Below are 14,804 nucleotides of genomic sequence, written 5' to 3'. Positions count from 1 at the left end.
TGGCCGGCCTCCGCTGACGGAGACCGGCCACTCACACTGTTATTCCCACTCGATGGTTCCCGGCGGCTTGCTGGTCACGTCCAGCACCACCCGGTTCACGCCTTCCACCTCGTTGGTGATCCGGTTGGAGATCCGGGCCAGCAGATCGTACGGCAGGCGGGACCAGTCGGCCGTCATGGCGTCCTCGGAGGACACCGGGCGGAGGACAATCGGGTGGCCGTAGGTCCGGCCGTCGCCCATGACCCCAACACTGCGGACATCGGCGAGCAGGACCACCGGCATCTGCCATACTTCGTTGTCCAGGCCGGCTGCGGTGAGTTCGGCGCGGGCAATGGCGTCCGCCTTGCGCAGCAGGTCCAGGCGTTCCTTGGTGACCTCGCCGACAATGCGGATGGCGAGGCCGGGCCCGGGGAACGGCTGGCGTCCCACGATTTCCTGCGGGAGCCCCAGCTGGGCCCCCACGGCACGGACCTCGTCCTTAAAGAGTGCGCGCAGCGGTTCCACGAGTTCGAACTGCAGGTCCTCGGGAAGGCCACCCACGTTGTGGTGGCTCTTGATGTTGGCTGCACCTTCGCCGCCGCCTGATTCGACGACGTCCGGGTACAGCGTGCCCTGGACCAGGAACTTGATCTTCTCGCCGTGGGCCGCCGCTTCGGCGATGATGGCCAGTTCAGCTTCCTCGAACGCGCGGATGAACTCGCGGCCGATGATTTTGCGCTTGGTCTCGGGGTCGCTGACACCGGTCAGGGCGTCCTGGAAACGCTCCTGCTCATTGGCCACGTACAGCTTCACGCCGGTGGCGGCCACGAAGTCGCGCTCCACCTGTTCGGCTTCGCCTTCACGCAGCAGTCCGTGGTCCACGAAGACGCACGTGAGCTGGTCGCCGACGGCCCGCTGGACGAGCGCGGCGGCAACCGCGGAATCAACTCCGCCGGAGAGGCCGCAGATGACCCGGGCGTCGCCGATCTGCTGACGGATCCGGTCCACCTGCTCTTCGAGGATGTTCCCCGTGGTCCAGTTGGGCTCGAGCTTGGCGCCCTTGAACAGGAAGTTCTCCAGCACCTGCTGGCCGTAGGCCGAGTGCTTCACCTCCGGGTGCCACTGCACGCCGTACAGGCCCTTTTCCTCGTTGGCGAACGCGGCAACTTCGGCGCCCGCCGTCGTCGCCAGCACTTCGAAGCCCTCAGGGGCGGTGTGCACGGAGTCGCCGTGGCTCATCCAGGTATTCTGGTGCTGCGGCATCCCCTCGAGCACGGAGCGGCCTTCGCCGAGGATGGTGGTCTGGGTGGAGCCGTACTCGCGCAGGCCGGTCTTATCCACCTTGCCGCCCAGGGCGTTGGCCATGGCCTGGAAGCCGTAGCAGATGCCGAACACGGGAACCCCGGCCTCAAAGAGATCGGCGCCGACGGACGGGGCACCGTCCGCGTACACGCTGGACGGGCCACCCGAGAGAATGATGGCAGCGGGGTTTTTGGCCAGGAGCTGCTCGGTGCTGTAGGTATGCGGAACCACTTCCGAATACACGTTCGCTTCCCGGACGCGGCGGGCAATCAGCTGCGCGTACTGGGCACCGTAGTCAACAACCAGCACCGGCTTCTGGGAAGTCTGGGGTGCAGAGGGAGTAGTCACCGTCCTAGCCTACTTTGCGCAGTTGCCCCGCCGCACATTCATGGCCGGTGGTGTGACGGAAGGAACGTACGACGGCGGGACTCACCTGCCGCCGCGGCGCGTCAGTACCGCTGGGCCGCCTGCGGGTGCGCGGCGAGCTCCGCTTCGACCTCGGCGTGGAACTTCTTCTCCACGAAGAAGGACAGGAACGGGACCACACCACCCAACGCCAACAGGATGAGCTTCAGGAACGGCCAGCGCATCAGCGTCCACAACCGGAAGTTGGAGATCAGGTACACCACGTACATCCAGCCATGCACGATCAGCACAGCGACGGAAAGGTTGAATCCACCCACCACGCCCTGGGGGTCTGCTTCGGCAAAACCGAATCCGAAGGGCTGCCCGGTGACGGCGTTCGTTCCGCCCGCGAAGAGGTACTGGCCAAACGCGTAGCGTGCGATCAGTTCAGCGCACAGCAGGAGCAGCATCCCGCCGGTCAGGTAGGCCATGACCTTGTAAAATTTCAGCGCGGAACGGATCTGGGCTTCGGTACCGCCGAAGCGGCGCTTCTTGGGCTTACCCTGGGCAGAACCCTGCTGGACGGCCGGTTTCGGTTCAATCATGGCTTTACCTTTTGTTGGAGCTGTTCAGAAGTTGCGGAGCTGGGCGGCGTAGGCGGCGCATCGTCGTGGGCGTCGTCGTCGAGGTCCTCTTCGAGGCCACGGCGGTAGTCATCCTTCACCAGCCGCCACCAGATAAACAGGGCGAACCCGGCGAACACCACCCACTCCAGGGAGTAGAAGAGGTTGAGCCAGTTGACCTTTTGGGCCGGCGGCTGCGGGCCGATGTTCAGCGGCTTCAGATCTCCGCTGACCGCCGCCGCGCTCACGTCGGTCCCGTCCACCATTTCGGCGGTGGCGGCGACAAATCCCGGGTAGCTGCTGACGTCCCAGTAGTTGATGAGTTCGGCGACCGAAACGGCGGAGGCGTGTCCTGCTTCCGGCGCGGTCTCCGGCAGCGGCGATTCGGAGGGAATGAGCCGTCCGGTCAGGTCGACTGTGCCCGGCGGCGGCGCCACGGCATCCTCCGGATCGGACACCCAGCCGCGGGCCACCGGAATCCACGTCTGGGGGGAAGCAGCCACACCGGTGAGAACCGGGGCGCCCTTCACGGCGAAGGCGGAAACCACCCAGTAGCCGGTCTTTCCGTCCTTGAGGCGCCCCGGAACCAGGACCTGTTTCGCGGGGTCGTAGGTGCCCTCTGCTGAAACCATTTGGTCGGAGACGGACCCCGGGAAGAAGTGTCCGGGCTCAAGGGTCTCCGTGAGCGCCTTGGTTTCTTCGGTGGCCGGGCTGACCGGAACCTCGGGTTGCACGGAACGGCCGAACTGCCACTGGCTGAGCAGGACAAACACCCCGGAGACGACGATCGCAAACACCAGGCCTGCGATCCATCGGGGCTTAAGGGCTGTTTTCCACACCCCTTAACCGTACTTCGTTCCGCTGTAGAACAGCTAAACGGGCAGGTTCCCGCCCTAATGGTCGAAGAACACCAGGCTCGAGTTGATCAGCTCGGCGATGACTTCGGCGTCGTAGGCCCGCCGCAGGGACTCCCGGAAGGACTCCTTCGACAACGAACGCGCCAGGGTGGCAAGCACTTCGAGGTGATCGGAGAAGGAACTGGCCGGAGTGGCGATCAGCAGGATGACGGTGGCAGGGCCGTCGGCGGCGCCGAAGTCCAGCGCGTGGCCGTACTTGGTGATGCCGACGGCGATGGACGTCCGCGAGACGTACTCGCTGCGCGCGTGCGGGAGCCCGATTCCGCCCGGCAGTCCGGTGGCGAGCTGGTGTTCCCGGGCGTTGACGTGCTCCAGAAAGCCCTGCAGGTCCGTGATCCGGCCGGCCGCGTAAAGTCGTTCCGCGAGTTGCGCCGCAGCGTCTGCCTTGTCCTTTGCCTCCAACTCCAAAATCACCAGTTCGGAGGTGGTCAGATCGGCATCATACCGGTCAAGTGGTTCGGCCAAGGCGTGTTCCTTCGGTCAGGTCAGAAGCGGGCTAACGGCATGTCAGCGCAACGGGACGATGTCCTCCACACCGAGTCGGGCGGCGTCGGCTGATTCGTCATCCGGCTGCTGCTGGCTCAGCCTTTCGGCCTCAACACGGGCGATGTAGTGCTTAATTTCGCTTTCGCGCTGCGCATCGCTCCAGCCAAGGACTTCGCCCATCAGTTTAGCGACTACGGGCACCGCGGACACGCCGCGGTCCCACGCTTCGATGGAAATGCGGGTCCGCCGGGTCAGGACGTCCTGGACGTGCCGGGCACCTTCGTGGGTTGCCGCGTAGACGGCCTCCGCCTGCAGGTAGTCGTCCGCGCCGGGCAGCGGCTCGGCGAGTTCGGGCCGTTCCTTGATGATGGCGAGCACTTCGGGGGTCATGGAGCCGTAGCGGTTGAGCAGGTGCTCCACCCTGGCCACGTGGACGCCGTATTCCTCGGCTGTCCTGCTCCGGCGGTTCCAGGCGGCTTTGAAGCCGCTCGCCCCCAGCAGCGGGATGGTTTCGGTGCAGCTCGGCGGGACGCGCTCGTCCATGGTCCGGGTGGCCTCGTCCACTGCGTCCTTGGCCATCACCCGGTAGGTGGTCCATTTGCCGCCGGCCACCACCACCAGGCCGGGCACGGGGTGGGCCACCACGTGTTCACGGGAGAGTTTGGCGGTGGAGTCGTTTTCACCGGCCAGCAGGGGGCGCAGGCCGGCATAGACGCCTTCGACGTCTTCCCGGGTAAGCGGGCGCTTCAGCACCTTGTTGACGTGTTCGAGGATGTAGTCGATGTCCTTGCTGGATGCTGCCGGGTGGGCCTTGTCCAGGTGCCAGTCGGTATCGGTGGTGCCGATGATCCAGTGCCGGCCCCACGGGATCACAAAGAGTACCGATTTTTCGGTCCGCAGGATCAGGCCAACGGTGGACTGGAAGCGGTCGCGGGGCACCACAAGGTGAATGCCCTTGGAAGCCCGGACCTTCAACTGTCCGCGGTCGGTGACCATGGCCTGGGTTTCGTCAGTCCACACACCGGTGGCATTGATGACCTGCTTGGCGCGGATGTCGAACTGCGAACCGTCCTCGTGGTTGACCACCTTCGCCCCCACCACGCGTTCGCCCTCCCGGAGGAAATCAACCACGGCCATCTGGTTCACCGCGTGGGCGCCGTAGTGGGCCGCCGTCCGGATCAGGTTGGCGCAGTACTTTGCGTCGTCCACCTGGCCGTCGTAATAGCGGATGGACCCCACAAAGGCATCCTTTTTGAGGCTTGGCGCCGCCCGGAGGGTACCGCGCCTGCTGAGGTGCTTGTGGAAGGGCACACCCCGGCGGTGCCCGTTGGAGACGGACATCAGGTCATACAGGGCAATGCCTGCCCCCACATAGGGACGCTCGAGGAAGGGTTTGGTCAGCGGGTACAGGAACGGCACCGGGCGCGCCAGGTGCGGGGCGAGCTCCGAAAGCAGCAGGCCGCGCTCCTGCAGGGCTTCCTTGACCAGCCCGAAGTCCAGCATCTCCAGGTAGCGCAGGCCGCCGTGGATCAGCTTGGACGACCGCGAGGACGTGCCGGCCGCCCAGTCGTTGGCCTCCACGATGCCCACGCTCAGTCCACGGGTCACCGCGTCCAGGGCCGAGCCGGTGCCGACGATCCCGCCGCCGACAATGAGGATGTCCAGTTCGTTGCCCGGTTCGGTCGTGGCCCTCAGCCGGGCAATCGATGCCTCCCGGGCCTCGGGCCCCAGGGCACCGCCTTCGTTTGGAACACTGTTCATGGAACGCCTCCCCTTGCCGCTGCTGCCGGTAGTAACCCCACACTACTTCGTTGCCGCGCAGTTGGGCAGGCGTTTGAGGGCCCTTAGTTACCGGCGTACGGGGAGACCACGACGTCGACGCGCTGGAATTCCTTGAGGTCCGAGTACCCGGTGGTAGCCATTGACCGCCGCAGGGCTCCGATCAGGTTGGACGTGCCGTTGGTGTGGTGGCCCGGGCCGAAAAGCACCTCTGCGAGCGACCCGACAGTGCCCACATTGGCCCGGTCCCCCCGCGGCAGTTCCAGGTGGTGGGCCTCCTGGCCCCAATGCCAGCCCTTGCCGGGGGCTTCCTCAGCCCTCGCGAGGGCGCTGCCGAGCATGACGGCGTCGGCGCCCATGGCGATGGCCTTGACGATGTCACCCGAGGTGCCCATGCCGCCGTCGGCGATGACATGGACGTAGCGTCCGCCGGATTCGTCCATGTAGTCACGGCGGGCGGCCGCGACGTCGGAAATGGCGGATGCCATGGGTGAGTGGATGCCCAGCGCGCGGCGCGTGGTGGCGGTGGCCCCGCCGCCGAAGCCGACCAGGACACCGGCGGCGCCGGTGCGCATCAGGTGCAGCGCGGGCGTGTAGCCGGCCGCGCCGCCCACAATCACCGGGACGTCGAGTTCATAGATGAACTGCTTGAGGTTCAGCGGTTCATGGTCCTTGGAGACGTGTTCGGCTGACACCGTGGTTCCGCGGATCACAAAGATGTCGACGCCGGCGGCCACCACGGTTTTGTAGTGTTCCTGGGTGCGCTGGGGCGTCAGGGATCCGGCCACGGTCACTCCGGCGGCGCGGATCTCGGCGAGGCGGGAGGTGATGAGTTCAGGCTGGATGGGGGCGCGGTACAGCTCCTGCATGCGGCCGGTCACGGCGGGGCTGTTGACCTCGTCCTCGAGGGCGGCGATCTCATCCAGGATGGACTGCGGGTCCTCGTAGCGGGTCCACAGGCCCTCAAGGTCCAGGACACCCAGACCGCCCAGGCGGCCCAGGGCGATGGCCGTCTCCGGGGACATCGCCGAATCCATCGGCGCCGCGATGACGGGCATCTCGAACTTGTACGCATCGATCTGCCAGGAGACAGACACGTCCTTGGGGTCGCGGGTACGACGGTTAGGGACGATCGCAATGTCATCCAGGGAGTAGGCACGACGCCCACGCTTGCCACGGCCGATCTCGATCTCGTAAGTCACTGCTCTAGGTTATCCCAGCCCCGGCGTTATCCTTGGCCGGGGCTACGATGCTGGGGATGGGTAAGCGCTGGATCTTCGACGGGCACATCGCCGGCCTTGGCACCGGGTCAGGGCTGCGGGCCGTTGTGGGCCTCTGGCAGCAGTCACCGTTCGGGTCGTTCGCGGACGTTATGGTCCAGCATCCGTCCGGGCACCGCCTGCTGCTGGCCCCCACCCGGGAAGTGGCCGGCTTCATCGCCGCCACGTACAGCTTCGATTCGGTGCAGGTGGTGGAGGTGAACGCGATGTTCGCAGACCAGCGCATCACGGTGGACGCCGGCCCCCTGCAGCTGAGTGCCGGGGTGGGCCGCAGGACCGTCCTGGGGACGGCGCTGCAGGCAGTTCCACGGCGCCTTGCCGTGCACACCGCCTGGCTGCAGGCAATCAGCCCCGTTGCCGGGTTGCTCAGTCCCGGGGCCCGGACCTCGGGAACCGCCGGAAGCGGTCGGCTGGAGTATTACGGGGTGAGCGACCTGCACCACATCAGGTCCGCCGTCGTCCGTTGGAACGGTCTGCACGCCGGGGAGTTGTCCCCGATCACGCCTCCGGTGACCTTCGGCTTCAGCAGCGTTCCCGCCCGGCCCAGCCTGGCGAGGGTCCGCACCACCGTGGTGGAGTCCGCCTCATCGGGGAACAAGTCCCCGTCGCCGCCCCCGTACGATTGACGGAGTTTGGGCTGCAAAGCACGGTACGGAGCACTGAAAAATTGGGGGATATCATGGCGCCTGGGATCTACGGTGCGGACACCGGCATGACGCGCACGGCAACGGATGCCCGCGCAACGGCGTTCGGCTTCGGTCAGCGCCGGTCCTGGGTCTTCTCGGCGTGGTGGTACCCCGCCGTGCTGGCGATGGCAGGAACAGTGCACGCCGGACTTGCCGCCGCCCTGGGACAAAGCGCGGAGATCGGGGTGGTCATGATGGTCCTTGGCGGGATCTTCGCGGCCCTGGGCTGGGCGTGCACCGCCTGGCCGCGCTTTACCCGCAAACCGCCGAAGCCGGCCTCGGACATCCCCCGGGTGGAGCAGGGAATCCGGATCACCCCCGGCATGATCCGGACAATGCTCATCGCCAGCGCCTTGGGCATCGTGGCCTTGGTGGTGCTGACCCCCATGGGCGGGTCCGTGGAGGCGGTCCCGCTGCTCGGCATGCTCGTCGCGGTGACCCTGGGCGTCGCCGCAGGCCTGGCGTACACGGGCCGGCTCATGAAGAACAGCGCCGAGGTTTACTCCCGATGGCTAGACCGTCGCTAGACACGTGGTGCCACCCTTAGGGCACCGCGGGTCGGGTTACGGCCCGCTTTGAGGGTCCAGGCTCAGCTGCGACTCGAACATCCTGAAGTAGCGGCCGCGCAGCGCAACCAGTTCCTTGTGGGTGCCCTGTTCCACGATCTGCCCGTCCTCGAGCATGTAGACGACGTCAGCCTTCTCAATGGTGGCAAGCCGGTGGCTGATGGCGATGATGGTGCTGCTCCGTTCGGCGAACAGCCGGGTGAAGATCCTGTGCTCCGCGAGGGCGTCAATGGCTGAGGTGGGCTCGTCCATCACCATGAACTCGGCGTTCCGGTAAAAGTTCCGGGCCATCGCGAGCCGCTGCCACTGGCCGCCGGAAAGTCCGCTGCCCTTCCGCCCGCGCGGGTCCTCCATCCAGTTGCTGACGTGGTTGTCCAGGCCGTTGGGCAGCTTGTTTATGAAGTCCAGCGCTTCGGCGTCGGCCGCGGCCCGGCGGATCCGGACGTCATCCCGCGGCGAGTCGACGTCGCCGAAGCGGATGTTGTCCGCTGCGGTTGCAAACTCATACTTCAGGAACTCCTGGCTCAGCACCGCCAGGTGGCGGTGCCAGGAGGTGACGTCGACGGCGGCGAGGTCCACGCCGTCGAGCATGACCTGCCCGGAGTCCGGGGCGTACAGCCCGGCCAGGATTCGGATCAGCGTGGACTTTCCTGCACCGTTCTCCCCCACGATGGCGATGTGCTGTCCCTCCCGGATGGTCATGCTGATCCCCCGGATCACCTCGAGGTCGCTGCCCGTGTAGGTAAAGCGGATGTCCCTTAGCTCCACAACCCTGGGCGACTGCAGCAGCGGCGGGGCGTGGCCGGAGTGGACCGGAAGTGCCATGAACAGTTCATAATCTTTGAGGTTCGCCAGGTCCTCGTCGATGGAACTCAGCGACGACACCAGGTTGTTGGCCGTGGACAGGGCCCGGCTGACAATCTGCTGGACGTACAGGAACTGGCCCACCGGCTGCGCCCGGGCGATGATCTGCCCCACCACCCAGATCAGCGAGACCACCTCGGCGCCGTACTGCAGCGCGTCGGCGGCGAGCTGTTTGGGGATGTAGCGCCTTTGGAAGTCGAGGCGGCGGCGCTCGTCAGCGTCCCGCAGCCGGGAGCGGAGGTCCATGAGGTAGCCCACGATCCCGTACAGCCGCATCTCGGCGATGTGCTGCGGGCGGAGCAGGTTGGTTTCGATCATCCGGCGCTGCCGGCGCGAATCCACCTGGGTGTTCCAGTGCGCGATCTGTTCCCGGGACAGCCTGAACTGCAGGTAGACGCTGGGCACGATGGCCACCAGGACAATGACGGCGATCCACCAACTGACCAGCAGCAGGGCACCCACGGCAAGGATCACCGAAACGAGCTGGGTGAAGATGGCGGCGATCCGGTCCAGGACCCGGGCGTAGGAGTCGGAGAACCGCTTGGCGCGGTCGTACAGGTCCACGGTTTCCTTGTCGTCGTAGCGCCAGAACTCCAGGGCCAGGAAGCGCTCGTACATCTGGTCACCCACGATGGCGCCCACTTTGAAGCTCATCAGCTGCTGGATGTAGCGGTCCACACTGCTGAATGCGCCCCAGAACAGGCCCAGGGCTGCGGTGATGATGACGTAGACGATGGCCTGCTGGCCTGCCGCGGCGTTGCCGGCGTAGGCGGCTGCCAGGGCTGTGGTGGTCAGGGCGGCGAAGTAGGTGGTCACCAGCGGCAGCGTCGCTGAGATCAGCGAGCCCACAACCTTCATGACGACGGCGGCGGGCGAGGCGCGGAAGCTGACGCGCAGCACCTGCGCCACGGCCCGGGCGTACGGCCGCAGGGCGAGTTTGCGCTTCGGCTCACGCGCGGGAAGGAGTTCGGCCATGGATTTAGCCTAATCCCGCGCATGGACGCAAAAGGCCGCGGGGGCTCTGCCCCCGCGGCCTCTTTTGGTGAACCTTAGCGTGTGCCGTAGTTCGGCGCTTCCACCGTCATCTGGATGTCGTGCGGGTGGGATTCCTTCAGGCCGGCCGCCGTGATCCGGACGAACTTGCCGCGGGCCTTCAGTTCCGGGACGGTGGGTGCACCGGTGTAGAACATGGTCTGGCGGAGGCCGCCCACCAGCTGGTAGGCCACCGAAGCGAGCGGGCCGCGGTAGGCCACCCGGCCTTCGATTCCTTCGGGGATCAGCTTGTCGTCACCGGAGACGTCCGCCTGGAAATAGCGGTCCTTGGAGTAGGACGTGTTCTGGCCCCGGGTCTGCATGGCTCCGAGGGAACCCATGCCGCGGTAGAGCTTGAACTGCTTGCCGTTGACGAAGATCAGGTCACCCGGGGACTCGTCGCAGCCGGCGAGGAGGGAACCCAGCATCACGGTGTCGGCTCCGGCGACCAGCGCCTTGCCGATGTCGCCCGAGTACTGCAGGCCGCCGTCGGCGATCAGGGGAACCCCGGCAGGGATGGCTGCCTTGGCGGATTCGTAGATGGCGGTGATCTGCGGGACGCCCACGCCGGCCACCACGCGGGTGGTGCAGATGGAGCCCGGACCGACGCCCACCTTGATGCCGTCGGCACCGGCGTCGATCAGCGCCTGCGCTCCTTCACGCGTGGCCGCCTGGCCGCCGATGATGTCCACGTGGGCTGCCACGGGATCAGACTTGAGGCGGCGGATCATGTCCAGCACACCCTGCGAGTGGCCGTTGGCCGTGTCCACGAAGAGGGCGTCCACGCCGGCGTCGATCAGCGCCATGGCACGTTCCCAGCCGTCACCGAAGAACCCGATGGCGGCACCAACGCGGAGCCGGCCCTCGTCATCCTTGGTGGCCAGCGGGTACTGCTCGGCCTTGGTGAAGTCCTTGGTGGTGATCAGGCCCTTCAGCCGGCCCTGCTCGTCAACGAGCGGCAGTTTCTCGATCTTGTTCGTGGCCAGTTTGTGCGAGGCCTCTTCGCGGCTGATGCCGACGTGCCCGGTGACCAGCGGCATCTTGGTCATGACGTCGCTCACCATCCGGAGCGGGAAGTCCGCCTCCGGCACAAAACGGGTGTCGCGGTTCGTGACAATGCCCAGCAGGCGCATCCCCTCGTCCACCACGGGAAGGCCGGACACCCGGTAGTGGGAGCAGATCTCGCCCAACTCGGCGAGGGTCGCTTCGGGTCCGATGGTCAGCGGGTTGGTGATCATCCCGGACTCGCTGCGCTTGACCCGGTCCACCTGGTCGGCCTGGTCCTGGATGGAAAGGTTGCGGTGGATGACGCCCAGGCCGCCCTGGCGGGCCATGGCGATGGCCATCCGCGATTCGGTGACGGTGTCCATGGCGGCGGACAGCAGCGGCGTGCGGACGGAGATCCGCTTGGAGATCCGCGAGGACGTGTCCGCTTCGGACGGGATGACGTCCGTATGGCCCGGCAGGAGCAGGACGTCGTCGTAGGTCAGGCCGATGAAGCCGAAGGGGTTGTGCTCGGGCTGGGTCATGAGTGCGCCTCTTACCTTGGTCTTGGGTTCTCGGGTAGGGGTTGCAGCTAATGACCAGCCCGTCATTACGGGACTGGTCGGTGCAGGGGCCTAATAAGTTTCTGCCTCGTGCACGGATGCCATGCGCAAAGCTTTGAGTAAATATTAGAACCTCGCAGCCGATCCCCCTATTCCGGGAGCGCATTGTGAGCAAGGGCACTCTCGGCCCGCCCGCTGCCGGCCCTGCTGCCGCGGCGTCACGTCCAACCGGTGGCCGCCAGCAGGCGTTCCTCAAACATGGGGGTCATGCTTTCAACGTACGTCCGGCTCAGATGGTTGTCGTCCTTGTACACGTACACGTTCCCCACCACCGCCGGGCAGCTGCCGCCGGCGCAGATGAAATCGCTCAGGTCCATCAGGTGCAGGCCGTCGACTTGGCCGCGGTAGCCCTCCAGCGGCGAAGGATCCACCAGGGACTCGCTCAGCGGCGGGTTGCACGCCGGGGCGTCCGCCGAGTAGCGCTGGACGCACTCGGGCATGCTGAAGGTGAACCGGGGGTTGTCGCGGATTCCCACGATCTCGATGCCGGCGTCGGCGATCGGCTGGATTCCTTCGAGATAGGCGGGGACCTCGGTTTCGAACGGGGCCTCCTCATGGGTCAGGGTGGCCACCGTAAAGACGGCATCGGGCCGGTGTTCGAGCACGTACGCCGTGCTGGCGCGGTTGTAGGCGTTGCATTCGGCGTTCCGGGTTTCTGACTCCGCCCCGAAGCGGCAGGCCGGCATGAGCAGTGTGACCAGCTCCCAGCCGCGGGCTTCCGCAATGGGAGCCAGGGCTGCGAGGTATTGCTGGGCGTGCGAGTCCCCCAGCACCACGATCCGCTTGGAGATTTCACCGGGCGGCACCGCCTGCCGGCAGCCTTCCAGCACCGGGTCCGGCGTCGCATTCATACCGACACAGGGCGCATGGATCCCGGCCCAGTCATTGTCCAGGGCGGCGGGGGCAGGAATAATGCGCGCCGCCGGCGCAGGCGTTCCGCCGTTCCCCGGCGCGAGCTGGGCAGCGCCGGGTGCCAGCTCCCGGGGCTGCGCTGCGGTGGCGGCTTCCTCGGAGGTGAGGCTTGTCTGCCAGACCGCCACCGGGCCGGCCAGGACGGCGCAGCAGGCAGCAATAACGACGGCGGTGCGCCAGCTGCGCACCTGCGGCCAGCGCCACTCGCGGAGCGGCTTTTCGACAAAGCGGGTGGTCAGGACGGCCAGGATCACGGATGCCCCGATAATCGCCCCGCCCTGGCTGAGGTTGGGTGACTCGACGCCGGTGGCCGCCAGTGCCAGTACCAGGACCGGCCAGTGCCACAGGTAGAGGGCATAGGAGTTATCGCCCAGCGAAACCAGCGGCTTCCAGCTCAGGAGGCGGTCCACGCCGAAGCGGCTGCCGCTCTGGCCGGCCACGATGATCGCTGCCGCGGCCAGCGTGGGCCAGAGTGCCACGAACCCGGGAAAGGCCCGGTCCACGGTCAGGACCAACCCGCAGGAGACCATAGCCGCAAGCCCTGCCCAGCCGAAGACCAGCCGGGGCATCCTGCCGGGGTTCAGCAGGGGCAGGCCCAGCGCGAGAAGGGAGCCCAGGGCAAATTCCCACAGCCGGGCCCGGGTGTCGAAGTAGGCGTAGGCCTGGTTCGTGGCGGTCTGGTCAATCGAGAACGTGAGCGAGGCGGCGAGGATGGCTGCGAACGCACAGGCCACGACGGCGCGGTAGCTGGTGTTGAACCGCCGGCGGAGGAGCCGCCACACCACGGCGGACCCGGCGAAAACGAGCGGCCACAGGATAAAGACCTGCCCCTGGATGGACAGGGACCAGAAGTGCTGCAGCGGGCTGGCACTGGCGTGGTCCTGGGCGTAGTAATCCACGGCGGCGTCTGCCAGCAGCCAGTTCTGCCGGTACAGCAGGGACGCCCAGGTCTGCTCGAGCACCATGGGCCAGCGGCCTTGCGGCAGGACCAGCCAGGTGCCGGCAAGGACGCCCAGGATCACCACGACGGCGGCGGGCAGCAGCCGCTTGAACAGGTGCAGCCAGTGCCGGACCAGGTTCAGGGGCGTCCCGGACTCGACTTTCCGGACGAACGAGAGGGTCAGGAGGAAAGCCGAAATAAGGAGGAAGATATCCACGCCGCCGGACACCCGGCCAAGCCACACATGGTAGGTCACCACCATCAGCACGGCGAGCGCACGGAGCCCCTGGACTTCGGGACGGAAGGTGGGTTTCCGGCGGCCGCCGGTGGCGCCTGCCGTCTTGTCCGGGGCCGCCTCGGTTCCCGCCTTCACAAGTGACCCCCTCAAAACCGGCTGGCAAAAACATCAAGCCTATTTGACTGGAGCGCCCGCTGGCCAATCAGATACCCCGGACCTGCGATCGGCACGAACTAAGCTGGCCACATTCAGGGAAGGGAGCGGACGTGATTGTCGAGCTGCGGATTTGTGTGCCCGAAGGACTGTCAGCAGTAGCATTGCAGGCTTGCCGGGACCAGGTGGGAACGGCTGAAACAGCGTTCTTCCCCGGGGCGTCCGTAGCTCCGAAGGGCGACCTCATCGAGGTGCAGGTGGCCAGGGAATCGGTGGAGGAACTGATCGAGAAGCTCCAGGTCCTCAAGGTGGAGGAGGTGGGCTCCATTGTCATCGCCACGCCCGAGCTGGTGTTGTCCCGCCGGGCGGAGGAAGCGGAATCCGTGGCGCCCGGGGACGGCGCGGATGCCATGATCTGGGACGAAGTCAGCCATCAGACGGGTGAGGACTCCCGGCTCACGTGGAGCTACCTTGCCTTCCTGGTGCTGGCCACCCAGCTTGCGGCCATCGGCATCGTAACGAACTCCACCATTGCCATTGTCGGGGCCATGGCCGTGGGCCCCGAGTTCGGCCCTCTGGCTGCCTTGGCCGTGGCACTGGCGAGGCGGCAGTGGACCCTGGGGCGCCGTGCGGCCGTGGCGCTGGCCGTGGGCTTCCCTGTGGCCATGCTGCTGGCAGCGCTGACCGCATGGCTGTCCATCCCCCTGGGCCTCTTCCCCACCGACGCATTGGATACCGGGTCCGCCGTCGAGTTCATTTACCACCCGGGGCCCTACTCCCTGATTGTGGCGGTCCTGGCCGGAACCGCCGGGATGTTGTCCGTCATCAGCCGCCGTTCGGCTGCCCTGATTGGCGTCTTTATCTCGGTCACCACGGTCCCGGCCGCTGGATTCGTTGCGGTGGCGCTGGTCCTTGGCGAGTACCAGAAGGCCGCCGGCTCGGCCCTGCAGCTGCTGGTCAACCTCGTGGGCATCGTGGCGGCGGCTTTCGCCGTCCTGGTGTTCTACCGGCTCATTTCCCGGCGCCTCCCCGAGGCCACGGCCAAGCGCCTCAGGTGGCAGCGTGCCCGGACCCTCGGTTAGCGGAACCGGGGAT

At 66.6% G+C, this 14,804-nt stretch carries 12 protein-coding genes; 3 read left to right on the top strand and 9 right to left on the bottom strand.

Annotation, left to right across the window (positions count from 1 at the left end; translation table 11 throughout):
* Positions 1 to 39: 39 nt before the first annotated feature.
* The 6 genes from guaA to PY310_RS01175 all read right to left on the bottom strand — a co-directional run bounded on the left by guaA (position 40) and on the right by PY310_RS01175 (position 6,633).
* A complete protein-coding gene (gene guaA / locus PY310_RS01200; RefSeq protein WP_275212316.1) occupies positions 40 to 1,629 on the bottom strand; it encodes a glutamine-hydrolyzing GMP synthase in 1,590 nt (529 codons plus the stop codon).
* A 101-nt stretch (positions 1,630 to 1,730) separates the two neighbouring features.
* Positions 1,731 to 2,231 (bottom strand): DUF3817 domain-containing protein, encoded by a 501-nt coding sequence (locus PY310_RS01195; protein WP_275212315.1) that lies wholly within the window; start codon positions 2,229 to 2,231, stop codon positions 1,731 to 1,733.
* Positions 2,228 to 3,088, bottom strand: a complete 861-nt coding sequence (locus tag PY310_RS01190) for an SURF1 family protein (RefSeq protein WP_275212314.1) — start codon at positions 3,086 to 3,088, stop codon at positions 2,228 to 2,230. Before PY310_RS01190 ends, PY310_RS01195 begins: the two co-directional genes overlap by 4 nt.
* Before the next feature lie 54 nt (positions 3,089 to 3,142).
* Complete coding sequence (locus tag PY310_RS01185; protein ID WP_275212313.1) at positions 3,143 to 3,631, bottom strand: PTS sugar transporter subunit IIA; 489 nt, start codon at positions 3,629 to 3,631, stop codon at positions 3,143 to 3,145.
* Positions 3,632 to 3,673: 42 nt separating this feature from the next.
* Positions 3,674 to 5,413, bottom strand: coding sequence for a glycerol-3-phosphate dehydrogenase/oxidase (locus PY310_RS01180; RefSeq protein ID WP_275212312.1), 1,740 nt, complete (start codon positions 5,411 to 5,413; stop codon positions 3,674 to 3,676).
* A gap of 83 nt (positions 5,414 to 5,496) precedes the next feature.
* Positions 5,497 to 6,633, bottom strand: coding sequence for a GuaB3 family IMP dehydrogenase-related protein (locus PY310_RS01175; RefSeq protein WP_275212311.1), 1,137 nt, complete (start codon positions 6,631 to 6,633; stop codon positions 5,497 to 5,499).
* Positions 6,634 to 6,689: 56 nt separating this feature from the next.
* Between PY310_RS01175 and PY310_RS01170 the strand changes: the two genes are divergently transcribed.
* Together PY310_RS01170 and PY310_RS01165 are read left to right on the top strand one after the other, a co-directional pair.
* On the top strand, positions 6,690 to 7,337 hold the full coding sequence (locus tag PY310_RS01170; RefSeq protein WP_275212310.1) for a hypothetical protein: 648 nt from the start codon (positions 6,690 to 6,692) through the stop codon (positions 7,335 to 7,337).
* Between the two features lie 53 nt (positions 7,338 to 7,390).
* Positions 7,391 to 7,924, top strand: a complete 534-nt coding sequence (locus PY310_RS01165) for a hypothetical protein (RefSeq protein ID WP_275212309.1) — start codon at positions 7,391 to 7,393, stop codon at positions 7,922 to 7,924.
* A gap of 36 nt (positions 7,925 to 7,960) precedes the next feature.
* Here the strand turns inward: PY310_RS01165 and PY310_RS01160 are convergent, their stop codons facing one another.
* The 3 genes from PY310_RS01160 to PY310_RS01150 form a co-directional block, all read right to left on the bottom strand.
* Positions 7,961 to 9,802 (bottom strand): ABC transporter ATP-binding protein, encoded by a 1,842-nt coding sequence (locus PY310_RS01160; RefSeq protein WP_275212308.1) that lies wholly within the window; start codon positions 9,800 to 9,802, stop codon positions 7,961 to 7,963.
* Between the two features lie 74 nt (positions 9,803 to 9,876).
* Entirely contained in the window at positions 9,877 to 11,388 is a 1,512-nt protein-coding gene (gene guaB / locus PY310_RS01155; RefSeq protein WP_275212307.1) for an IMP dehydrogenase, read from the bottom strand.
* Positions 11,389 to 11,624: 236 nt separating this feature from the next.
* Positions 11,625 to 13,691: an acyltransferase family protein gene (locus PY310_RS01150; protein ID WP_275212306.1), complete on the bottom strand. Its 2,067-nt coding sequence runs from the start codon at positions 13,689 to 13,691 to the stop codon at positions 11,625 to 11,627.
* 131 nt (positions 13,692 to 13,822) lie between these two features.
* Between PY310_RS01150 and PY310_RS01145 the strand changes: the two genes are divergently transcribed.
* Entirely contained in the window at positions 13,823 to 14,791 is a 969-nt protein-coding gene (locus PY310_RS01145; RefSeq protein ID WP_275212305.1) for a DUF389 domain-containing protein, read from the top strand.
* Positions 14,792 to 14,804 lie beyond the last annotated feature (13 nt).

Origin of the sequence: Pseudarthrobacter naphthalenicus (assembly GCF_029076445.1) — a bacterium.
In the GTDB taxonomy this organism is placed as follows: domain Bacteria; phylum Actinomycetota; class Actinomycetes; order Actinomycetales; family Micrococcaceae; genus Arthrobacter; species Arthrobacter naphthalenicus.
This window is presented reverse-complemented; position numbering and strand designations above follow the sequence as displayed.